Source organism: Pseudomonas sp. Irchel 3E19, assembly GCF_900187585.1.
Lineage (GTDB): Bacteria > Pseudomonadota > Gammaproteobacteria > Pseudomonadales > Pseudomonadaceae > Aquipseudomonas > Aquipseudomonas baetica.
Genome location: NZ_FYDT01000007.1, coordinates 54023 through 75871, shown reverse-complemented (window position 1 = coordinate 75871; position 21849 = coordinate 54023). Strand labels below are relative to the sequence as shown.

The 21849-nt window shown below is 58.6% G+C and carries 24 protein-coding genes; 5 read left to right on the top strand and 19 right to left on the bottom strand.

The genetic code is table 11. From position 1 onward, the window contains the following. Positions 1 to 6 precede the first annotated feature (6 nt). The 12 genes from tolA to CKW18_RS06595 all read right to left on the bottom strand — a co-directional run bounded on the left by tolA (position 7) and on the right by CKW18_RS06595 (position 9394). Positions 7 to 1071, bottom strand: coding sequence for a cell envelope integrity protein TolA (gene tolA, locus CKW18_RS06650; protein WP_095188027.1), 1065 nt, complete (start codon positions 1069 to 1071; stop codon positions 7 to 9). After that, the gene (tolR, locus tag CKW18_RS06645) at positions 1071 to 1523 is read right to left on the bottom strand and encodes a protein TolR (RefSeq protein ID WP_161806672.1); all 453 of its coding nucleotides are present in this window, start codon (positions 1521 to 1523) and stop codon (positions 1071 to 1073) included. Before tolR ends, tolA begins: the two co-directional genes overlap by 1 nt. 23 nt (positions 1524 to 1546) lie before the next feature. Beyond that, positions 1547 to 2242: a protein TolQ gene (gene tolQ / locus CKW18_RS06640; protein WP_008080223.1), complete on the bottom strand. Its 696-nt coding sequence runs from the start codon at positions 2240 to 2242 to the stop codon at positions 1547 to 1549. Next, a complete protein-coding gene (ybgC, locus tag CKW18_RS06635; protein WP_095188026.1) occupies positions 2232 to 2699 on the bottom strand; it encodes a tol-pal system-associated acyl-CoA thioesterase in 468 nt (155 codons plus the stop codon). Before ybgC ends, tolQ begins: the two co-directional genes overlap by 11 nt. Positions 2700 to 2826: 127 nt before the next feature. Beyond that, entirely contained in the window at positions 2827 to 3888 is a 1062-nt protein-coding gene (gene ruvB, locus CKW18_RS06630; RefSeq protein ID WP_095188025.1) for a Holliday junction branch migration DNA helicase RuvB, read from the bottom strand. Next, positions 3889 to 4497 (bottom strand): Holliday junction branch migration protein RuvA, encoded by a 609-nt coding sequence (ruvA, locus tag CKW18_RS06625; RefSeq protein WP_003227522.1) that lies wholly within the window; start codon positions 4495 to 4497, stop codon positions 3889 to 3891. Positions 4498 to 4612: 115 nt separating this feature from the next. Further along, on the bottom strand, positions 4613 to 5140 hold the full coding sequence (ruvC, locus tag CKW18_RS06620; protein WP_007962095.1) for a crossover junction endodeoxyribonuclease RuvC: 528 nt from the start codon (positions 5138 to 5140) through the stop codon (positions 4613 to 4615). Positions 5141 to 5298: 158 nt separating this feature from the next. Then, positions 5299 to 6045 (bottom strand): YebC/PmpR family DNA-binding transcriptional regulator, encoded by a 747-nt coding sequence (locus CKW18_RS06615; RefSeq protein ID WP_095188024.1) that lies wholly within the window; start codon positions 6043 to 6045, stop codon positions 5299 to 5301. A gap of 128 nt (positions 6046 to 6173) precedes the next feature. Continuing rightward, on the bottom strand, positions 6174 to 7949 hold the full coding sequence (gene aspS / locus CKW18_RS06610; RefSeq protein WP_095188023.1) for an aspartate--tRNA ligase: 1776 nt from the start codon (positions 7947 to 7949) through the stop codon (positions 6174 to 6176). 99 nt (positions 7950 to 8048) lie between these two features. Continuing rightward, entirely contained in the window at positions 8049 to 8270 is a 222-nt protein-coding gene (locus tag CKW18_RS06605; protein WP_003227532.1) for an FmdB family zinc ribbon protein, read from the bottom strand. A 132-nt stretch (positions 8271 to 8402) separates the two neighbouring features. Continuing rightward, complete coding sequence (locus tag CKW18_RS06600) at positions 8403 to 8741, bottom strand: ribbon-helix-helix domain-containing protein (protein WP_095188022.1); 339 nt, start codon at positions 8739 to 8741, stop codon at positions 8403 to 8405. Positions 8742 to 8923: 182 nt separating this feature from the next. Further along, entirely contained in the window at positions 8924 to 9394 is a 471-nt protein-coding gene (locus tag CKW18_RS06595; RefSeq protein WP_095188021.1) for a Dps family protein, read from the bottom strand. A 311-nt stretch (positions 9395 to 9705) separates the two neighbouring features. Here CKW18_RS06595 and CKW18_RS31325 point away from each other — a divergent pair, with 311 nt between their 5' ends. Further along, positions 9706 to 10308: a cold-shock protein gene (locus CKW18_RS31325; protein WP_095188020.1), complete on the top strand. Its 603-nt coding sequence runs from the start codon at positions 9706 to 9708 to the stop codon at positions 10306 to 10308. A 70-nt stretch (positions 10309 to 10378) separates the two neighbouring features. Here the strand turns inward: CKW18_RS31325 and CKW18_RS06585 are convergent, their stop codons facing one another. Both CKW18_RS06585 and CKW18_RS06580 read right to left on the bottom strand, forming a co-directional pair. Further along, positions 10379 to 10585, bottom strand: a complete 207-nt coding sequence (locus CKW18_RS06585) for a SlyX family protein (protein ID WP_095188019.1) — start codon at positions 10583 to 10585, stop codon at positions 10379 to 10381. A gap of 3 nt (positions 10586 to 10588) precedes the next feature. Then, positions 10589 to 11014, bottom strand: a complete 426-nt coding sequence (locus CKW18_RS06580) for an HIT domain-containing protein (RefSeq protein WP_095188018.1) — start codon at positions 11012 to 11014, stop codon at positions 10589 to 10591. Between the two features lie 895 nt (positions 11015 to 11909). Here CKW18_RS06580 and CKW18_RS06575 point away from each other — a divergent pair. Beyond that, complete coding sequence (locus CKW18_RS06575) at positions 11910 to 13181, top strand: OprD family porin (RefSeq protein WP_095188017.1); 1272 nt, start codon at positions 11910 to 11912, stop codon at positions 13179 to 13181. Between the two features lie 229 nt (positions 13182 to 13410). Here the strand turns inward: CKW18_RS06575 and CKW18_RS06570 are convergent, their stop codons facing one another. Further along, on the bottom strand, positions 13411 to 14253 hold the full coding sequence (locus tag CKW18_RS06570) for a mechanosensitive ion channel family protein (protein ID WP_095188016.1): 843 nt from the start codon (positions 14251 to 14253) through the stop codon (positions 13411 to 13413). Between the two features lie 152 nt (positions 14254 to 14405). Further along, entirely contained in the window at positions 14406 to 14891 is a 486-nt protein-coding gene (locus CKW18_RS06565) for a YajQ family cyclic di-GMP-binding protein (protein ID WP_042560649.1), read from the bottom strand. A gap of 141 nt (positions 14892 to 15032) precedes the next feature. Between CKW18_RS06565 and CKW18_RS06560 the strand changes: the two genes are divergently transcribed. From CKW18_RS06560 to CKW18_RS06550, 3 genes are read left to right on the top strand one after another with little or no spacing between them, the layout of a single operon-like run. Then, the gene (locus CKW18_RS06560; protein WP_095188119.1) at positions 15033 to 15950 is read left to right on the top strand and encodes a putative 2-dehydropantoate 2-reductase; all 918 of its coding nucleotides are present in this window, start codon (positions 15033 to 15035) and stop codon (positions 15948 to 15950) included. Positions 15951 to 15995: 45 nt separating this feature from the next. Next, positions 15996 to 18032, top strand: a complete 2037-nt coding sequence (locus CKW18_RS06555) for a PAS domain-containing sensor histidine kinase (RefSeq protein WP_095188015.1) — start codon at positions 15996 to 15998, stop codon at positions 18030 to 18032. A gap of 3 nt (positions 18033 to 18035) precedes the next feature. Then, positions 18036 to 18611 carry a cob(I)yrinic acid a,c-diamide adenosyltransferase gene (locus CKW18_RS06550; RefSeq protein ID WP_095188014.1) on the top strand — a complete coding sequence of 192 codons (576 nt, stop codon included), beginning with the start codon at positions 18036 to 18038 and terminating at the stop codon, positions 18609 to 18611. A gap of 194 nt (positions 18612 to 18805) precedes the next feature. On the opposite strand, the gene CKW18_RS06545 is transcribed toward CKW18_RS06550, so the two are convergent. From CKW18_RS06545 to argJ, 3 genes are all read right to left on the bottom strand, one after another. After that, positions 18806 to 19750, bottom strand: coding sequence for a Nudix family hydrolase (locus CKW18_RS06545; protein WP_095188013.1), 945 nt, complete (start codon positions 19748 to 19750; stop codon positions 18806 to 18808). Beyond that, positions 19747 to 20379 carry a glutathione S-transferase family protein gene (locus CKW18_RS06540; protein ID WP_095188012.1) on the bottom strand — a complete coding sequence of 211 codons (633 nt, stop codon included), beginning with the start codon at positions 20377 to 20379 and terminating at the stop codon, positions 19747 to 19749. Before CKW18_RS06540 ends, CKW18_RS06545 begins: the two co-directional genes overlap by 4 nt. 152 nt (positions 20380 to 20531) lie before the next feature. Continuing rightward, the gene (gene argJ, locus CKW18_RS06535; protein ID WP_095188011.1) at positions 20532 to 21749 is read right to left on the bottom strand and encodes a bifunctional glutamate N-acetyltransferase/amino-acid acetyltransferase ArgJ; all 1218 of its coding nucleotides are present in this window, start codon (positions 21747 to 21749) and stop codon (positions 20532 to 20534) included. Positions 21750 to 21849: the final 100 nt, after the last annotated feature.

The window sequence follows — 21849 nt, the reverse complement described above, 5'->3', positions numbered from 1 at the left end:
GGTTTCTCACAAGGCTAGATCCTCAGGTGTGAATGTCATCTTGAATGAACGATACGGAGCGAAATCGCTCGGCTTCATTCCCTGCATTTCTGTCAAACGTCCAATATTCTTGACTGCCGCCACTGCCGAAGCATCGAACGGACCGTCGCCGCTGGACTTGGCCACGCTGACCGAGGTCACCGTACCGTCCGGCAACATGCCGATCTGCAGCACAACCGTCATGCCTTTGCGTGCCGAAGGAGGACGCGCCCAACCTTCTGCAGCTCGCGCACGAATCAGGTCATCAAAACTGCCCGCGACCTCGTCACCCTGCTCATCGGCCAAGGCCTGCTGACGCTGTGGCGTGTCGGAAAGCAAATCGGCCAAGGCCTGAGCCTTTTTGTCTTCGGTCGATTTACGTGCCGCATCCTGCGCTTTCTTCTTCGCAGCATCGGCAGCAGCTTTCTTCTTCGCTTCGTCGGCGATTTTCTTCTTCGCCTCTTCAGCTTCAGCTTTCTTCTTGGCGTCTTCGGCGGCTTTCTTCTTCGCGTCTTCGACGATTTTCTTCTTGGCTTCTTCAGCGGCCTCTTTCTTGGCCTCTTCCTTCGCCTCTTCTTCAGCCTTCTTCTTGGCTATATCAGCCAATTGTTTCTCTTCTGCCTTCTTGGCCTCGGCTTTTTTGGCGTCGTCGGCTTTTTTGGCTTCATCAGCCTTTTTCGCCTCGTCCGCTTTTTTCGACTCGTCGGCCTTCTTGGCTTCCTCGGCCTTTTGAGCCGCTTCTTCTTTCTTTTGTTCCGCAGCTTTCACCGCTTCCTGCTCGACCTTTTTCTGCTCCATCTGCTCGACTTCGGTCTGGCGCGCGGCGGATTTCTTCGCCTCACCCGCAATCTTCTGATTGGTCTGGGTGGTTGCCTGACTTTTCGATTTCAGTTGGTACAGGGTCGCCTGGACAATCGGTTTAGCCGGCGGCAGCTCTGGTGTGAAGGCGAAACTGACAAACAGCATGCCGAACACCAGCACGTGCAAGACAATCGCCCAGACACTAGGCCAGAAGAAGCTTTCCGAGGCGGACGGCTCTCGCACTTGCTGCATCAGGGGGCCTCGGTAATCAAACCAACATTACCGACCCCGGCTTTCTGCAACCCGCCCATGGCGCCCATGACGGAACCATAATCGACGGTTTTATCGCCGCGGATAAAGACTTGGGTACGCTTGCCGCCTTCGGTGCCGGCGCGAATGATCTTGGTCACCGCATCGGTCATTTGCGGCAGGGTCATGGCCCTGTCCTGTTGCTTCTCGGTGTCGACTTCGCTGCCAAGGTTCCAGTAATAGGTCTTGTCAGCCTTGATCGAAATGGTCAGGACCTGGGTGTTGTTGTCCTGCGGCAAGGCTTCGCTGGAAACCTTGGGCAGATCAACTTTCACGCCCTGATTGAGCATCGGCGCAGTCACCATGAAAATGACCAGCAGTACCAACATCACGTCGATGTAAGGCACCACGTTCATCTCGGCGACCGGCTTGCGCTTTTTGCGAGCTCGAGCGATTAAAGCCATTGGAAATTACCTGCTTATTCTTCGCTGGTGTGCACTTTGCGGTGCAGGATCGCCTGGAATTCATCGGCGAAGGTGTAGTAACGGCCCAGCAGGGTTTCGCTGCGAGCAGCAAAACGGTTGTAAGCGATTACTGCAGGAATTGCCGCGAACAGACCGATCGCCGTGGCGATCAGTGCTTCGGCAATACCCGGGGCCACGGTGGCCAGGGTGGCTTGCTGAGCGCTGGCCAGACCGCGGAAGGAGTTCATGATCCCCCACACGGTACCGAACAGACCGATGTACGGGCTGACCGAACCGACGGTGGCAAGAAACGGCAGACTCTGCTCCAGCTTCTCTTCTTCGCGGGAGATGGCCACGCGCATGGCGCGGGCCACGCCTTCCATCACGGCTTCAGGATCGACGCCTGGCTGCTGACGCAGACGGGAGAACTCTTTGAAACCGGCGCGAAAGATTTGCTCGACGCCCGAATCAGGATCCGGGTTGCTGCCGGCCTGACGGTACAGTTTGGACAGGTCGATACCCGACCAGAAGCGCTCCTCGAAGCTCTCCAGGGCACGTCGACCGGCACGCAGCAGGTTGCTGCGCTGAAAGATCATGATCCATGAGGTCACCGATGCAGCAACCAGAGTCAACATTACCAACTGCACCACGATGCTGGCATTGCTGACCAGGCTCCACATGGAGGAATGGTCGACGACGTTAGCTTCCACGCTTTATCTCCTGCTTTGAGTGTGTACCCGGGCCGCCCGCGTCGGCGAAGGCCGCACGCAGGTCTTCGGGAAGGGCCCGGGGTTTCAAACTGTTAGTGCGCACACAGGCCACCAAAAACTGCCCTTCACAGAGCAGCACATTATCCGTAGCCCGCCTGACCTGCTGTTTAAAGCGCAGGCTGGCACGGTTCAATTCGATTACTTCAGCGCTTACCAGCAATTCGTCGTCCAGTCGCGCCGGCGCGTGGTAGCGCGCTTCGCTGGAGTGCACGACAAACAACAGGTCCTCCCCGGCAAGCGCAGATTGGGCAAAGCCCAGCTCGCGGAGCCGCTCGGTTCGAGCCCGTTCCATAAACTTGAGGTAATTAACGTAATACACGATGCCGCCCGCATCGGTGTCCTCGTAATAAACGCGACAACGATGTGCGAAAGGCTCAAGCCCGTTTTGCGCGCGCATACTCTAGTGCTTACTCCTCAGGTTGCCAATCCGGCCAGGCAACTGTTTTTCATTGTTCGAGGGCTTTACCGCAAAAGTACCGTCCTCTGACAGCACAAACCCTGAATAAATCGACAACAAATGTGTATTAGTCGTCCACGGCATCGAGAAACTCGTCTTCCACGGGCATTTCACCCATTCGTGACGGAATGTTTAAACCGAAATGCAGATACGCATGCCGCGTCACCACCCTGCCCCGTGGCGTGCGCATGATGTAGCCCTGCTGAATCAGGTACGGCTCCAGCACGTCTTCGATGGTGTGGCGCTCTTCGCTGATCGCGGCCGCGAGGCTGTCGATCCCGACCGGGCCGCCATCGAACTTCTCGATCATGGTCAGCAGTAAACGCCGGTCCTGGTGATCGAAACCATGTTCGTCGACATCCAGCAGGTTCAGCGCCAGATCGGCAACCGACTTGGTAATGTGCCCCCTGGCCCGCACTTCAGCAAAATCGCGCACGCGACGCAGCAGGCGGTTGGCGATCCGCGGCGTACCACGGGCGCGGCGAGCAATTTCGAAGGCCCCCTCCGGATCCAGCGGCAGCCCGAGAATATTCGCCGAACGACCGACAATCGTCGCCAGATCTGCGGTGCTGTAGAACTCAAGACGCTGGACGATACCGAAGCGGTCACGCAAAGGATTGGTCAGCATGCCAGCGCGAGTCGTCGCACCCACCAACGTGAAGGGCGGCAGATCGAGCTTGATCGAGCGCGCTGCCGGCCCTTCGCCGATCATGATGTCGAGCTGGAAATCTTCCATCGCCGGGTACAGCACTTCTTCAACGATGGGCGACAGGCGATGGATTTCGTCGATAAACAACACGTCGTGCGGCTCAAGGTTGGTCAACAACGCAGCCAGATCGCCGGGACGCTCCAGCACCGGGCCCGAGGTGCTCTTGATCGACACGCCCATTTCCTGGGCAATGATGTTGGCCAGCGTGGTCTTGCCCAGACCCGGCGGGCCGAAGATCAGCGTGTGATCGAGGGATTCACTGCGGCCACGGGCGGCCTGGATGAACAGCTCCATCTGCTCGCGCACGGTCGGCTGGCCAATGTAGTCGGCCAGACTGACCGGACGGATGGCCCGGTCCTGGACTTCTTCGCGCTCACGCGGGCTGTGCGCGGCGGCGATCAGACGATCAGCTTCAATCACTTAAATCATTCCCTTCAGGGCGCGGCGGATCAGGTCTTCACTGCTCAAATTCTTGTCCTTGATGGCGGTAATCGCCTTGCTCGCTTCCTGCGGCTTGTAGCCCAGGGAAATCAGCGCGCTGACCGCATCGTTTTCAGCGGTGTTGACCGGCGCCGGCCCGTCCGGCTGGTTCGGCACCAGGGCAAACATGGCCGGCGAGGTTTCCCAGGCCTTGAAGCGATCTTTGAGCTCGACCAGCAGACGCTCGGCGGTTTTCTTGCCAACGCCGGGCACCTTGGTCAGCGCCGAGGTGTCCTGGGATTGCACACAGCGGATCAGTTCGTCGACTTCAAGACTCGACATTAGCGCCAGCGCCAATTTTGGCCCGACACCATTGAGACGGATCAACTCGCGAAAAAAGTCTCGCTCACGCTTGCCGGCAAAACCATAGAGTAATTGCGCATCTTCGCGTACGACCAAATGGGTGTGCAGGGTCAGCGGTTCACCGACCGACGGCAACCGATAAAGCGTGGTCATGGGCACTTCCAGCTCATACCCGAGGCCGTTTACATCCAGAATCAGGTGCGGCGGCTGTTTCTCAGCCAGGGTGCCGCGCAAGCGTCCAATCACGTTTCAGATCCTTGAGCGTTGGCCAGCCGTAGGCTGGCGACTAGCGCAAGGCGCGCTTCAGGCCGACGACCCAGGCGCGAAACTCACCTTGCGGAAAATTTGATTGCTGATGCTATCAGAGACGCAGGCGCCCGCCACGACTGCGTGCAGTTCCCAAGCCATGCGGAAGCAGGCTGGAGCGGGTGTGAGCGTGACAAATGGCAATCGCCAGGGCATCGGAGGCGTCGATTTGCGGTTTACTGGTCAGTTTGAGCATGTGCATGACCATCATCTGTACTTGCTCTTTATTGGCTGCGCCGGTGCCGACCACGGCTTGTTTGACCTGGGTCGCGGTGTACTCGGCAATCTCCAGACACTCTTCTGCGCCGGCGACAATGGCGGCCCCACGCGCCTGCCCCAGCTTCAGCGCCGAATCGGCGTTTTTCGCCATGAACACCTTTTCAATGCCCATGGTGACCGGGCCGTAGGTCTGAATGATTTCGCGCACACCGCGATAGACGATTTGCAGACGCTCATGCAGCTCGCCCGCACCCGTACGAATACAACCCGAGGCCACGTAGATGCAGCCGCCGCGGCCGGTATCGCGAACAATGCCGTAACCGGTGATACGCGAACCGGGGTCGATACCAAGAATTAAAGTCATAACGCCTGCGGATTCGGTAAAAGCACGAATTTCAAATCAACCCATAACAAATGTGGGAGCGAGCCTGCTCGCGAAAGCGGTTTCATCATCAGCAACGATGCTGCCTGAAAATCCGCCTTCGCGAGCAGGCTCGCTCCCACATTGAATCGTAGTCGGCCTTAGCCGAGCTGAGCGGCCACGTCTTCCGGAATATCTGCGTTGGAATAGACGTTCTGCACGTCGTCCAGGTCTTCCAGCATGTCGATCAGCTTGAGTACCTTCTCCGCACCTTCCAGATCCAGTTCGGCGCTGGTGGTCGGCTGCATCACGATCTCTGCGTCATCACCTTTGAAACCAGCGGCTTCGAGAGCGTTACGCACGGCGTAGAAGCTGGTGAACGAGGTGAACACGTCGATCGAGCCGTCTTCATGAGTCACCACGTCATCGGCATCGGCTTCCAGCGCTGCTTCCGTCAGTGCATCCTCATCGATACCCGGCGCGAAGCTGATCTGCCCCTTGCGCTCGAACAGATAGGCGACCGACCCGTCGGTGCCGAGGTTGCCGCCACATTTGCTGAACGCGTGGCGTACGGCAGCTGCAGTACGGTTGCGGTTGTCGGTCATGCATTCGACCATCACCGCTACACCGCCCGGGCCGTAGCCCTCGTAGGTCAGCTCTTCAACATTGTCCGCTTCGGTCGCACCGGCGCCACGCGCAACGGCGCGGTCGATGATGTCGCGACTCATGTTCGCGCTCAGCGCCTTGTCCAGGGCCAGACGCAGACGCGGGTTGGAACCCGGGTCACCGCCACCCTGCCGGGCCGCAACGGTCAGCTCACGGATCCACTTGGTGAAGATCTTGCCTCTCTTGGCATCCTGACGTTCTTTGCGGTGCTTGATGTTCGCCCACTTGGAATGACCTGCCATAACTCGCTCCGAATTCTCTTTGAAACGTTGCCCGCCCTGCTCATGCAGCGGCCAGCAAACAAAAAATCTCGACCTGTTCTCTCTAGAAAGAAAAAAGGCGCATCCGAAGATGCGCCTTCAGGCCCGTCTTACTCAGCCTTTGGCGTTTCGCGCAAACGAATGTGCAGCTCGCGCAGTGCCTTGGCATCCACGACACCCGGCGCTTGCGTCATCACGTCGGCAGCGCTCTGGGTTTTCGGGAAGGCGATCACTTCACGGATCGACTGGGCGCCGGTCATCAGCATCACCAGACGGTCCAGACCGAACGCCAGACCACCGTGCGGCGGTGCACCGTACTTCAGCGCGTCGAGCAGGAAGCCGAATTTCTCTTCCTGTTCAGCTTCCTCAATACCCAGCAGGCGGAAAACCGCTTGCTGCATTTCCTTGCGGTGGATACGGATCGAACCGCCGCCCAACTCAGTGCCGTTCAGCACCATGTCGTAAGCACGGGACAGAGCACCAGCCGGGTTGGCTTCCAGCTCTTGCGGCGTGCACTTCGGCGCGGTGAACGGGTGGTGCAGCGCGGAGAAGCTGCCGTCGTCGTTTTCTTCGAACATCGGGAAGTCGACAACCCACATCGGGGCCCACTTGCAAGTCAGCAGGTTCAGGTCGTGCCCCAGCTTGATACGCAGCGCGCCCAAGGCTTCGCTGACGATCTTGGCCTTGTCGGCGCCGAAGAACACGATGTCGCCATCGACTGCGCCAACGCGATCAAGAATGGCATTGAGGTTGTCCAGCGGGATGTTTTTCACGATCGGCGATTGCAGACCTTCAACACCGGCGGCGCGCTCGTTGACCTTGATGTACGCCAGGCCCTTGGCACCGTAAATGCCGACGAACTTGGTGTAATCGTCGATCTGCTTGCGCGGCATGCTGGCGCCGCCTGGAACGCGCAGAGCGGCGATGCGGCATTTAGGGTCGTTGGCCGGGCCGCTGAACACCTTGAAGTCGACTTCTTTGAGTTGATCGGCAACGTCGACCAGCTCCAGCGGAATACGCAGGTCTGGCTTGTCGGAACCGTAGCGGCGCATGGCTTCTTCGAAGGTCATGTGCGGGAATTCGCCGAATTCCAGATCCAGCACTTCCTTGAACAGGTTGCGGATCATTTGCTCGGTGAGGCCCATGATCTCTTTTTCATCGAGGAAACTGGTCTCGATGTCGATCTGGGTGAACTCTGGCTGACGGTCGGCACGCAGGTCTTCGTCGCGAAAGCACTTGGCGATCTGGTAGTAACGGTCGAAGCCGGCCACCATCAGCAGTTGCTTGAACAGTTGCGGCGATTGCGGCAGGGCGAAGAACGAGCCGGCGTGAGTACGGCTTGGCACCAGATAGTCACGTGCGCCTTCCGGCGTAGCACGGGTCAGGATCGGCGTCTCAACGTCGAGGAAGCCGTTCTCGTCGAGGAAGCGACGGATGCTGGTGGTCATGCGCGAACGCAGACGCAGCTTCTCGGCCATTTCCGGACGACGCAGGTCCAGGAAGCGATAGCGCAGACGGGTTTCTTCGCCCACGTCGGAGAACTCGTTCAGCGGGAACGGCGGGGTTTCCGACTCGTTCAACACTTCCAGTTCGTAGCCCAGCACTTCGATCATGCCCGACGCCATGTTGGCGTTGGTGGCACCGGCCGGACGCAGACGCACCTTGCCGGTGATCTTCACGACGTATTCGCTGCGCACGCGGTCGGCGGCGGCAAAGCTCTCGGCGCGATCCGGATCGAATACCACCTGGGCCAGACCGTCACGATCACGGATATCGAGGAAAATCACCCCGCCGTGGTCGCGGCGACGGTGAACCCATCCGCAAAGGGTAATTTCCTGGCCTTCCAGGCTTTCGTTCAGTTGGCCGCAATAGTGGCTGCGCATCATGATAATGGTTCGCTTCTCGTCATTCGATATTCGTTGGAGATCCCGGCGCCCTCAGGCGGTCTGGAAGCTCACGCGTGTCGTTCAACCTGGGTTTGAACCCTAGTCAGATTTGTCGCCACCGGCCAGGTTCTTCTTGGCTCCGGTCTTGAAATCGGTTTCGTACCAACCGCTGCCGCTGAGGCGAAAGCCCGGCATGGACAGCTGTTTCTTGAGCTCTGGCGCCTGGCAGGCAGGGCAGTCGACCAGCGGTGCCTCGCTGATCTTTTGAATGGCTTCCAGTTGATGACCACAGGAAGCGCATTGGTAATCGTACATCGGCATGGGGGTGTCTCGGCGATCAGATTGCCACCGCGCGCAGGGCTTTGCGGCGAAAGAGCGGGATTATATCCATTAAACGCGGCCTGTGCAGCCGTAAGACTGCACAGGCCGCGACGTTATCCGCAACCCCAGCCTTCAGACAACAACAGGCGGCGGCGCATCCTTGACTCCATTCATCACGCAGACCACCCGCACCAGTGCACTGAAGTTTTTCACCCCGCCGTGGCGCAGATGCACTTCACGATCGACGTGGGACAACAACGTACTGATCGAACAGCAATTGTCTTCGGCCATGTTGCCGAGGATGTTCCAGTAAACCTGCTCCAGCCGCAGGCAGGTCGCATAACCGTTCAAACGCACAGATCGCGACAATGGCCGAATCAGTGACATGTCGAATTCGCTGACGAACGGATCGACTTTTATAGCGTGTCGCGAGCTGACATCCCTGTCGCCTCGCCTGTCTCCCTCTACCATATCGTTGACACTCCTTTGCCATTGCTGCTTGTTTTAAAAGCCACATCCTGTGCCTTCATAAAAACGCAGACGCAAAGTTATATCCAGATGACTTATTGACCATCAACGTAGGATAAGCCAACGACGCAAGTAGGAGGCTGGACAGCGCGCGAGCAGGCCTTTGACGTGCCCGCGCAACTTGGTTACGCCTCGAGCAAGGCGCGCAGCATCCACGCCGTTTTTTCGTGCACTTGCATCCGCTGAGTCAGCAGGTCGGCCGTCGGCTCGTCACTGACCTTGTCCAGCAGCGGGAAGATGCCACGCGCAGTGCGGGTCACCGCTTCCTGACCGTCGACCAGCTGCTTGATCATGTCTTCGGCACTCGGCACCCCCTCCTCTTCCTTAATAGAAGAAAGACGTGCGTAAGTGGCGTAGGCGCCCGGCGCGGGAAAACCCAGCGCGCGAATGCGCTCGGCGATCAGGTCCACGGCCAGCGCCAGTTCGTTGTATTGCTCTTCGAACATCAGGTGCAGCGTGCGGAACATCGGGCCGGTGACGTTCCAGTGGAAGTTATGGGTTTTCAGATACAGCACGTAGGTGTCCGACAGCAGCCGCGACAGCCCTTCGACGATGGACTTGCGATCTTCTTCACTGATACCGATATCGATTGCCATGTTTACCCCCTAACGGCGATTGAATTCATCCAACAGGTGCAGACCCACTCTAGCAAGGCTGTCGCCACCCCGCAGCCCCGAAAGCCTGAACAGGCTGCGACAAAACGACTGACGCTCTGCCGCTGGCCGGGCTGATTTGAGTAGCTGCAGGCTTTGCTGTTAAATAGGCAGTGTGTCGCCATGCCCCATTTTTCGGGGCGTTGCGCATAGGCTGATGCCGTGTACGTGCCTACCGCCTCTTATTTTGTTGTGAAGCGAACCGTGCGCCTTCAGCTCTTCCTTGTGAGCCGTCATAACGTGAGCCAATTAAAATGTTGAAAATCGTCCACCTGCTAATGGGCGCAGCAGCCTTGCTGCTGTCGTTCATACCTAGCCTGAAATCCGAAGCCGTTCCCTACCTGCAACAACCCGATGCACTTTACCTGGCCTTTTTCGGCCTGCTGAACCTGGTCATCGCTCCAGTGATTCCTTACTGGAACAAAGGCCCGCGCCAGCATCTGCAAAATCTGGTCAGCGCTCTTCTGGTGCTGACTGTCGTCCTGCAAACCTTGACCCTGATCGCGCCGATGCCTGTCATCGCCGGCCAGCCAGCCGTGTTGTTCAGTCTGGTGATTGCCCTGGTTGCCGTAGTCCTGCACCTGGCCGTCAGTTTCTATCGTTCTTCACCGGCTGCCGCGCCAACCAGCTACGACATGACCAACCGCGATACCGGCACCGTCAAGTGGTTCAACACCTCCAAAGGCTTCGGCTTTATCTCCCGGGATTCCGGCGATGATATTTTCGTGCACTTTCGTGCAATCCGTGGCGAAGGCCACCGCGTTCTGGTCGAAGGCCAGCGCGTGGAGTTCTCGGTGATGAACCGGGACAAGGGCCTGCAAGCCGAGGACGTGATCGCCGCCCTGCCACGGCGCTGATCCAAGGCATAAAAAAACCGCGAGCAGCGTGCTGTTCGCGGTTTTTTTATGCCTGGCGAAAACACCAGCCTCAATAATGTGGCGGCGGCGCTTCTTCTTCGAAGGACTCGAACTGGCCGACCATTTCTTCCTGACGCTTGAGCAGTGCAGCCATCTGCAATTGCAGGCGCTCGACCACCCGCTGCTGCGCCACCAGCACGTCGTTCAACGCCTGAATGGTGTCATCCTGAAACGCCAGACGGCTTTCCAGATCGGTAACGCGATCTTCAAGGCTCATGACTCAGCCCTCCAGAAAAGTGAAGTCTTCGGTCAACACCACACGCAAGCGATCGCGAATGGCCGCCACCTCCTCGCCATTATAAGGCCTGGCTGGGTGCTTGCCCCAGACCGGCGCTGGCCAGGCGGCGTCGTCGCGTTTACGCACAATCACATGCATGTGCATCTGACTGACAACGTTACCCAAGGTCGCGACGTTCATTTTGTCGGCGTCGAACAAATCCTTGAGCAACTCGGCCAGCGCGGTGGTTTCCCGCCATAGCTGCTGCTGATCTTCGACATCCAACTGAAACAACTCGCTGATATCGTCCCGGCGTGGCACCAGAATGAACCACGGGTAGTTGGCGTCATTGGACAGCAGCAGTCGGCAGAGCGGGAAGTCGCCGAGGGTCAGCGTGTCCTGTTGAAGTCGTGAATCTAAAGCAAACACCGCGCGTACTCCCGGCTGGTCTACATGATAGAGCTTAGCGGCCTCGCCCGAGGGCGGCGCACCAAGCGACAGACCGGCAGCATACCTGCGAAAGCGCTTGCCTTCACGACTACAGACTCCTGTCACTCTCCTGGCGCCCTGACATGTGACATTTTTCGACGGTCTGCACCAGTACGGAACCGGAATTGACGAGCCCTCTGCTGAAATGACCGAGAAACCGTCACGCGCTCACGATAATGAGCAACCTGAACTGTATGAATACGGTACAGCCCGTAAATTTTTTTGCACCAAAACCGCACAGTGCGTCTACGCTCAGTGCGGCAGGCATCCGCCGAATACTCACTGGCGGGGTGAACCGGTAACGTTTTTGGTTGTCTCGCGCAGTTGGCTGGGTGGCAACACCATACGAACAATCGCGTCAAGCCCTGAAAGAATGGGACTTGGCGCCCAGTATTTATGAGGTTTTTACAGGTAAAGACAGGTGCGCAGAAAAATAACCGCAGCGACATTGCGGTTTGTGCACGGTTGTTGCAACCGTACTCATATGGGCTATAAGCGCACCACGAGAAGTGGAGGCCTCAAGCCCAACAAAAACAGTGGCAGGGTTGCCCGATGGAGATTCAAGTGTTTTGCCAGGGACTCTTTTTTAGCAATGCAAACGGCAAAAAAAACAGCTAGAAAGTTGTCGGTCCGGTTGCATCGGTACTGTGAATTTGCGACATCTACAAAGCCAATTGCGACAGCGTCGTAAAGAAGGTGAAAGGTTAGATTCGCAAGTATCGCCAACAATGTCGGCGTGATATAAGTTTGCGCCGACACAAAAAGAAAGAGCCGCCCAGATAATAAAACAGGTGGGACGGCAGTACTCTTCTAAAAACCAAAGGAGCAAATCACGATGCGCGTGATGAAGTGGAGCATGATCGCCCTGGCTGTTTCAGCAGGCACCTCGCAGTTCGCAATGGCGTCCGCCCAGGATGATTCCAAAGGCTTCGTTGAAGACAGTAGCTTCAATGTAAAAACCCGCATGCTGTATATGAACCGTGATTTCAAGAATGAAAACTTGAAAACCAGTCCATCGGGTGAGCGTCAAGGCTATCGCGAAGAAACCGGTATTGGCATGCACGCCATTTTCGAATCCGGCTTCACTCAAGGCACCATCGGTGTCGGTGTTGACGCTTTCGGTCTGGGCTCTATCAAGCTCGACAGCGGCCGCGGCCGCACCGGCAACGGCTTGTTCGCCACCGATAGCGATGGCGTTCCAGAGGACACCCAATCCAAAGCGGGTGGTGCAGTCAAATTCCGCCTGTCCAACACCGTATTGAAATATGGCGACCAGTTCGTTGCCAGCCCGGTTTTCTCCACCGACGACAGCCGTTTGCTGCCTGAAGCCACTACCGGTACCTTGCTCGTTTCCAAGGAAATCCCTGGGCTTGAGCTGAGCGCTGGTCGCTTCACCGCGATGAGCTCCCAGACCGGCATGGGCCATGACACTATCGTTGATGGCGGCCTGAAATCTGCCAACATCGGTGGTGCAACCTACCAGTTCACCGACAACTTTGTCGCGGGCGTTGCGGCTTCCGACGTGGATGACCACTTCAAGAAGCAGTACCTCAACGCCAACTACACCCTGCCGATCAACGATGAACAATCGCTGAACTTCGACTTCAACGGGTACAAGAGCAAGAGCCAAGGTCAGGAACTGTCGGGCGATATCGACAACCGTATCTGGTCCCTGGCTGCCGCTTACAGCATCGGCGCCCACAAGTTCACCATCGCTCACCAGCGTTCGACCGGCGATACCGGTTACGTGTACGGCGTAGACGGCGGCGGCACCATTTTCCTCGCCAACTCCATTCAATACTCCGACTTCAACGGCGCAGACGAGCGTTCGTGGCAGGGTCGCTACGACCTGAACATGAAAACCTACGGCGTACCGGGCCTGAGCTTCATGACCCGTTACGTCAAAGGCGACAACATCTCTACCGGTGCTGAAGAAGGCAAGGAACACGAGCTGGACTTCGAAACCAAATACGTCATGCAGAATGGTCCGGCCAAAGACCTGTCCTTCCGCCTGCGTAGCGCCTGGTACCGTTCCAACACTGCTTACAATGGTGGCGACAACAACGACCTGCGTCTGATCGTTGAGTACCCGCTGAGCATCCTGTAATCCGGATGTAATTCGGCTGTACTGTAGAGCCTTGCTGTAACATGAACCGCTCCCCCTCACAGGTGAGCGGTTTTTTTTGTAAACTCAATAGCAACCTAATCAATTTTGTATAGCAAGCTAATTATATAAGTCATGCACACCTTTACCGAGAATAATAAAAAAACCCGAGAGACTGTGCTTCTCTCGGGTTTAATTGACTACTTGACCAGCATGCCAAGTAACAAAACGCTTACTGTGTAGCAGTTTCCTGAACCACACGAATAACTCGCTGCGGAAAAGGAATATCAATCCCTGCAGTCTTTAAACGATCACGCGACTGTTCGTTAAACATGAACATCACGTCCCAGTAGTCTGCGGTTTTCACCCACACACGCAGGGAAACGGTGATCGAACTGTCACCCAAGGTCGAAATCACGGCCTGTGGCGCCGGATCCTGCAATACGCGCTCATCCTTGGCCAGATCCAGCAGCACCTGACGGGCCTTTTGCAGATCCGCTTCGTAATCCACACCCACATCGAACACAACCTTGCGGGTTGGCTGACGGTTGGTGTTAGTGATGATGCCGTTGGACAGATTGCCGTTCGGTACGATGATGGTCTTGTTGTCGCCAGTACGCAGCACGGTGTGAAAAATCTGGATGCTGTCGACAGTACCCGACACACCTTGGGCTTCGATCCAGTCGCCGATGCGGAACGGGCGGAACAGCAGAATCAGCACGCCGCCGGCGAAGTTCGCCAGGCTGCCCTGCAACGCCAGACCAATGGCCAGACCGGCCGCACCGATCGCCGCAACGAACGAGGTTGTTTCCACTCCGATCATCGAAGCGACGCTGACAATCAGCAGCACCTTGAGAATGATGTTGGCCAGGCTGCTGATAAAGCCTTGCAGGGCCAGATCAGCGTTACGCAGAGCCAGCAGGCCGCCGAGTTTTTGCGTGACCTTGTTGATCAGCCACCAGCCAATGGCCAGCGTGATCACTGCCAGCAGCACGCGGCTGCCGTATTCCATGATCATCGGAATCCACGCCTGGGATGCCTTGACCAGGTTGTCTACCTCAGCATTCAAATCCATGTTCTATCTCCTGATTTCCGGCTACCCGGGGTGTATTCAAAACAAATGTGGGAGCGGGCTTGCTCGCGAAAGCGGTGTGTCAGTCAACTCATTAGCTGAATGACCCACCGCTTTCGCGAGCAAGCCCGCTCCCACAGGTCATCTGACCGAGCTTAGTCGCGGAAGTTGTTGAACTGCAGGGGCATGCCGAATTCCTTGGCACGCAGGGCCGCAATGGCTTCTTGCAGGTCATCACGCTTCTTGCCCGTCACACGTACCTGCTCGCCCTGAATGGCGGCCTGCACTTTGAGCTTGGCGTCCTTGATGTGGCCGACGATTTTCTTCGCCAGCTCCTTGTCGATGCCTTCCTTGAGCACGGCGTCCTGCTTCATCAGCTTGCCCGAGGCGTACTCATCCTTGACTTCAAGGCACTGTACGTCGATCTTGCGCTTGACCAGCGCCAGCTTGAGGATTTCGATCATCGCTTCCAGCTGGAACCCGGCTTCAGCGGTCAGGCTGACGGTGAGGTCCTTTTCCTTGAACTCGAAGCTGCCTTTGCCTTTCAGGTCATAGCGACGATCGAGTTCCTTCACGGCGTTCTCGACCGCGTTGGTGAGTTCGTGTTTGTCCAGTTCGGATACCACGTCGAACGACGGCATGTAATCTTCTCCAATAAAAAGGCGCGCTCGATGTGGATGGAGCGCGCTTGGCTTGCGGTTAAAATCGGGCTCATTATAACGGGTCTTTTCCTGTCGACACGGCGAGCCGCACATGCCTGCAACCATTCGAGCAAAAAACTGATGTCTACCCCCTGGCATGTTCTCGGCGCCGGCAGTCTCGGCACTCTATGGGCGACACGTCTGGCCCGGGCCGGGTTGCCGGTCAGGCTGATCGTGCGCGACGCGATGCGCTTGCGCAGCTATAACGCGGCAGGTGGTTTGACGCTCGTGGAACAGGGACACGCCAGCACTTATTCAGTTCCCGGCGAAACCCCGGACAGCCCGCAACCGATCCGGCGCCTGCTGGTGGCCTGCAAAGCCTACGATGCCGAAAGCGCAGTCGCCCTCCTCGCGCCACGACTGGCAGCGGATGCCGAACTGATCCTGCTGCAAAACGGTCTCGGCAGTCAGGACGCCGTCGCCGCGCGAGTGCCGCAGGCCCGCTGTATCAGCGCCTCCAGCACCGAAGGCGCTTTTCGCGATGGCGACTGGCGCGTGGTGTTCGCCGGCCACGGTTACACCTGGCTCGGCGATGTCGCGCATCCGGTCGCGCCGATCTGGCTGGATGATCTGCAAGCCGCAAAAATCCCTCACGAGTGGAGCACCGACATCCTCACCCGGCTGTGGCGCAAGCTGGCGCTCAACTGCGCGATCAATCCGCTGACCGTGCTGCATAACTGCCGCAACGGCGGATTGCAGGCGCATCATTGCGAAGTCGCCACGCTGTGCGCGGAACTGGCCGAGTTACTGCAGCGCTGCGGCCAACCGGCAGCGGCCGACAATCTGCAACAGGAAGTCGAACGGGTGATCCTGGCCACCGCCGCCAACTACTCATCGATGTACCAGGACGTCGCCAATCAACGCCGCACCGAGATCAACTATCTGTTGGGCCACGCCTGCAAAGTCGCTGCGCGTCACCAGTTGAATCTGCCGCATCTGAATCAATTACAGCAACGCCTGGTCGCGCATCTGCACAGCCTCGGATTGCCCAGCGACTGAGCAGCGGCTACGCTGGCCACTTGTTCCTTTGCTGCGATAAACCTGATGCCATTGCGCCAGCGCCTTGAAAACCTGCCGGTCGGCCAGAAACTGCTGGCCGCCCTGCTGGTGCTGATGACCACTGTTCTGCTGGTCGCCAACCTGACCTTTATCAGCGCCGCCTATTACATTTCCCAGGAAAGCATGGCCCCGCAGGCCTTGCAGACCATCGGCCGACTGATCTCCAACCCCAGTCTGGTCAGCGAAGCCCTGCAATCACCGCAAAGCGCCGAACGTCTGCTCAAGGAGCTCGACAGCTATTCGCCGTTACGCGCTGCTGCCCTCTATGACGGCAAGGGCGAGCGCCTGGCGCAAGTACAACACGGCGAAAAACTCAGCCTGCCGGAGCGTTACCGGCACATCGAAGCCTGGCAGCTCACCGAATTTCGCAGTAACCAGTTGATCACCCTGCCCCGCCCTGGCACCGCGCCGGGCCATCTGTTGCTGGTGGCCAGCAGCGAACTGCCGATGGCGTTCTACACCGGCACGCTGACGGCGAGTCTCGGCATTCTGATCTTCAGTGTGCTGCTGTGGCTGGTGATTGCCCGGCAGATCAAACGCCTGATCACCCGCCCGATCCATCAACTGGAAGAGTTGTCTCGCCAGGTCACCCGCGAAGAGAACTATGCCCTGCGCGCCTCGCGCGGTAACCACGACGAAATCGGCAGCCTCGCCGAGGCGTTCAATACCATGCTGTCGCGCATCGAAGCCCGTGAGCAGCAACTCAAGCGCGCCCGCGATGACTCGCAAGCCGCTTACGATCAGGCGCAGGGGCTGGCAGAAGAAACCCGCCACACCAACCGCAAACTGGAACTGGAAGTTCAGGTGCGCAGCAAGATCGAGAAGAAACTCACCGGTTTCCAGAACTACCTCAACAGCATCATCGACTCCATGCCTTCGGCGCTGATCGCCCTCGACGAGCAGCTCTACGTCACCCAATGGAATCAGGAAGCCAGCGCCCTCTCCGGCACACGCCTGGACGAAGCGCTGAACCAGCCGATCTTTCTCGCGTTCGAACCGCTCAAGCCGTTTTTGCCGCAGCTCAAGCAGACCGTCGAGCAACACACGGTGGCGAAGATTGAACGGGTGACGTGGTTCAAGGACGACGAACCCAAGCATTACGCCCTGACGTTCTATCCGCTGATGGGCGGCGCCGGGCGTGGCGTGGTGATCCGTATCGACGACATCACCCAGCGCCTGTCACTGGAAGAAATGATGGTGCAGTCGGAGAAAATGCTCTCGGTCGGTGGCCTCGCGGCGGGCATGGCCCACGAAATCAACAACCCGCTGGGCGCGATCCTGCACAACGTGCAGAACATCCGCCGACGCCTGTCGACAGACCTGCCGAAAAACCTCGAAACCGCTGAACAACTGGGCATCGAACTGGATACCGTCAATCGCTACCTGCAAGGCCGCGAAGTCCCGCAACTGCTCGATGGCATTCAACAGGCCGGCGCAAGGGCGGCGAAAATCGTCACCCACATGCTCAGTTTCAGTCGCCGCAGTACGCGGCAAATGGCTCCTTGCGACTTGCCGGCGCTGATCGATCAAGCGGTGGAGATCGCTGGTAACGATTTCGATCTGGCCATCGGTTTTGACTTCAAAGGTCAGGCGATCATTCGTCAGTTCGACCCGGCGCTCGGGCCAGTGCCGGGCACCGCCAACGAACTGGAACAAGTGCTGCTCAACCTGCTGAAAAACGCCGCCCAGGCGATTCACCAGCGCGAAGACGACAGCGAGCCGGGGCGAATCATCCTGCGCACCAGGCTCAACCCGCCGTGGGCCGAGATTCAGGTCGAGGACAACGGCATCGGCATGAGCGAGAACGTGCGCAAACGTACTTTCGAGCCGTTCTTCACCACCAAGGAAATCGGCCAGGGCACCGGTCTTGGCCTGTCGGTGTCGTACTTCATCATCACCAACAATCACAAAGGGCAGATGGAAGTGCAGTCGGCGCCGGGGCAAGGCACATGCTTCACCTTGCGCCTGCCGCTGGCGCAGCCCACTCCCGTCGCCACAGAAACCAATCAACTATCGAGGTAACCCATGGGCTTTCGCCTGTCGAAGATCTACACCCGCACCGGCGACAAAGGTGAAACCGGCCTGGGCGATGGCCGCCGCGTGCCGAAGGATCACCCGCGCATCGAAGCGATTGGTGAAGTCGATACGCTGAACAGTCAGGTCGGCGTGTTGCTGGCCGGGTTGATTGCCGAACGTGAGGCCTGTCCGGGTTTGAATGAACTGATCGAAGTGTTGGCGCCTTGTCAGCATCGGTTGTTCGATTTGGGCGGCGAGTTGGCGATGCCTGAATATCAAGCGCTGAACGCGGCGGAAATCGAACGGCTGGAAGCGGCGATCGATGTATGGAATGAAGAGTTGGGGCCGCTGGAGAATTTCATTTTGCCGGGCGGCTCGATGCTGATTGCTCAGGCCCATGTGTGCCGCAGCCTGGCGCGGAGTGCCGAGCGCCGGTGTCAGCATTTGAATGCGACTGAACCGTTGGCCGGGGTTGGCCTGGCGTATATCAATCGGTTGTCGGATTTGTTGTTTGTGGTGGCAAGGGTGATTGCGCGGCGCCAAGGGATTGCGGAGATTTTGTGGCAGCCTGCGGCCAAGCCTTAGATTTGCAGTGATTTGAAGGACGCCTTCGCGAGCAAGCCCGCTCCCACATTTGATGGCATTCCAACTGAAGGAACACGGTCAACTGTGGGAGCGGGCTTGCTCGCTCCCACGTTTGATGGCATTCCAACTGAAGGAACACGGTCAACTGTGGGAGCGGGCTTGCTCGCGAAGAGGCCAGTAGCCTCAATACACAATCAGGCCTCAGGCCAGAACGCCCGAATCCCCGCCACACCCTGAGCCCCATGGCTCCAGGCCTTCTCACGCTCAGCCGGGCCAACCCCGCCCAACAAAAACACCGGCTTACTAAAGCCCTCGATCAACGCCGAAGCCTGTTCCCAGCCCAACGGCTGCGCATCCGGGTGAGTCAAGGTCGGCTGCACCGGCGACAGGGTGACGAAATCCACGCCCATCTGCTCGGCCAGTGCCAGTTCTTCGGCATTGTGGCAAGACGCCGCCAACCAACGCTCTGCCGGCAATGGGCGCCCTGCCGCTGCGTATTTACGCAACTGCGCGGACGTGATGTGCCACCCCGCAGACGGGAAATCACCGAGCCATTCGAACGGCCCCTTGATCATCAACTGCGCCTTGCCTGCGCAAAGACCGGCCGCATCCACCGCCAGATCGCGATACTTCGGGTCGTAGCCATTTGGCGCCCGCAACTGGATCAGCTTGATCCCGCCGGCAATCGCCTTCTGGATGCCACGCAGCAGGGCCGGCGCCTCCAGATCCTCCGGGGTGATCAGGTATTCAGCGGGCAACCGCGCCGCCGCAACAATCGGGTCGTTGGCCGCCGGGAACTCATAGTTCGCCAGCTCCTTCGCCGTTACCCAAGCCAATGGCTGGCCTTCAGCACCGTGAGGTTCGCCGCTAAAGCTCGAGACTTCCCAGACGTCCAGCAAAACCTGCTTGTCCGGGTAATCGTGACGAATCTTGATCAATGGCCGGGCGCTGCCTACGACGATGCCCAACTCTTCGTGCAGTTCTCGGGCGAGCGCGGTTTCGACCGACTCGTCAGCCTCGACCTTGCCGCCGGGAAACTCCCACAAGCCACCCTGATGCTGAGTGTCGGCACGGCGAGCGATGAGGATTTTGCCGCTGTCATCACGAATGACGGCAGCGGCGACGTGTACGCGTTTCACGGGTTCAACTCCTCCAGTCCGGCCTGCTGCCATGCCTTGAAGGCAGGCCATTGGTAGATGGTTTCAACATAAGCTTCGTCGGCGGCCGGCAGCTTCACCTGATAGGTGCGCAGACGCACGGCAATCGGCGCGAAAAACGCATCGGCCAGGCTTACGCGGCCAAACAGATAAGGCCCGTCTTCGCTGGCCGCTGCGCGGCATTCGGCCCACAGTGCGAGCATGCGCTCGATATCGACCTTCACTTCAGGCGGCACCGGGTTCAGCGGTGCGTTGTGGCTCAGGTTGAACGGCATGTGATTGCGCATGGCGAAGAAGCCGCTGTGCATTTGCGCGCAGGCGGATCGGGCCTGGGCACGGGCGTAAATATCGCCAGGCCAAAGCTGTTCGGACGGGAACTGCTCGGCAAGATATTCGGCAATCGCCAGCGAATCTGCCACGGTGCCACGCGTGGTCTTCAGCAGGGGCACTTTGGCAGTCGGCGAATGCTTGAGCAGACGCTCGCGGGTGTCGGGCTTGCCGAGTTTGATCAGTTCTTCGGTGTAGGGCGCGCCGGTCAGTTCCAGCGCCAGGGCGGCGCGCAGGGACCAGGAGGAAAGCAGTTTGTCGCCGATGATCAGGTGCAAGGACATGGTGTGGCGCCTTTTCGTCAGTGGAGAAACCTGGAGACTTGCATACTTGAGCTGCCGTCTTCGCGAGCAGGCTCGCTCCCACATTGGATCGTGTTGTCACAAATCCCCTGTGGGAGCGAGCCTGCTCGCGAAAGAAGCGACCCGGTCTTGGATCAGGTGCGGTATTCGGCGTTGATCTTCACGTATTCATGCGACAGATCGGTGGTCCAGATGGTTTCGCTGCAATCGCCGCGTCCCAGTTCGATGCGGATGGTGATTTCTTCCTGCTGCATCACCGCCGAACCCTGCGCTTCAGTGTAGGTCGCGGCGCGAGCGCCACGGCTGGCAATGCACACGTCGCCAAGGAACACGTCGATCTTGCTCACATCCAGATCCGGCACACCGGCACGGCCGACAGCGGCCAGAATGCGGCCCCAGTTCGGGTCGGAGGCAAACAGCGCGGTCTTGATCAGTGGCGAGTGGGCCACGGTGTAACCGACGTCCAGGCATTCCTGATGATTGCCGCCGCCATTGACTTCAACGGTGACAAACTTGGTGGCGCCTTCGCCGTCACGCACGATGGCCTGGGCCACGTCCATGCACACTTCGAACACCGCTTGCTTGAGTTTGGCGAACAGCTCGCCTTCAGCACGGGTGATCTCCGGCAGTGCAGCCTTGCCGGTGGCAATCAGCATGCAGCAGTCGTTGGTCGACGTGTCACCGTCGATGGTGATGCGGTTGAACGACTTGTTGGCGCCGTCGAGCATCAGGTTGTGCAGCACGTCTCGGGAAACTTTGGCGTCGGTGGCGATGTAGCCGAGCATGGTTGCCATGTTCGGGCGGATCATGCCCGCGCCTTTGCTGATGCCGGTGACGGTGATGGTCACGCCGTCATGCTGGAACTGGCGGCTGGCGCCTTTAGGCAGCGTGTCGGTGGTCATGATGCCGGTAGCGGCCGCTTCCCAGTTGTTTTCCGACAGATCGTCCAGCGCGGCTTGCAATGCACCTTCGATCTTCTCGACCGGCAGTGGCTCACCGATCACGCCGGTGGAGTACGGCAGGATCTGCTCAGCAGCAACGCCGGTCAGCTCCGCGAGCTTGGCGGTGGTGCGTTCGGCAGCGGCCAGGCCTGGCTCGCCGGTGCCGGCGTTGGCGTTACCGGTGTTGGTCAGCAGGTAGCGCACAGCGTTCTGCACACGTTTTTTCGCCAGGATCACCGGCGCTGCACAAAAGGCGTTCAGGGTGAACACGCCCGCCACGGTCGAACCTTCGGCGCAGCGCATCACCACGACATCCTTGCGCCCGGGGCGCTTGATGCCGGCCGAGGCAATACCGAGTTCAAAACCGGCAACCGGGTGCAACGTTGGCAAAGGACCAAGACCAACAGCCATGAATGCGCTCCTTACTCAATGAAGTCAGCACCGCCATTTGAAAGCGGTGGTTTAAATGGCAAAACGCCGCGACGGCTTATGCCGGTCGCGGCGCGGGTAT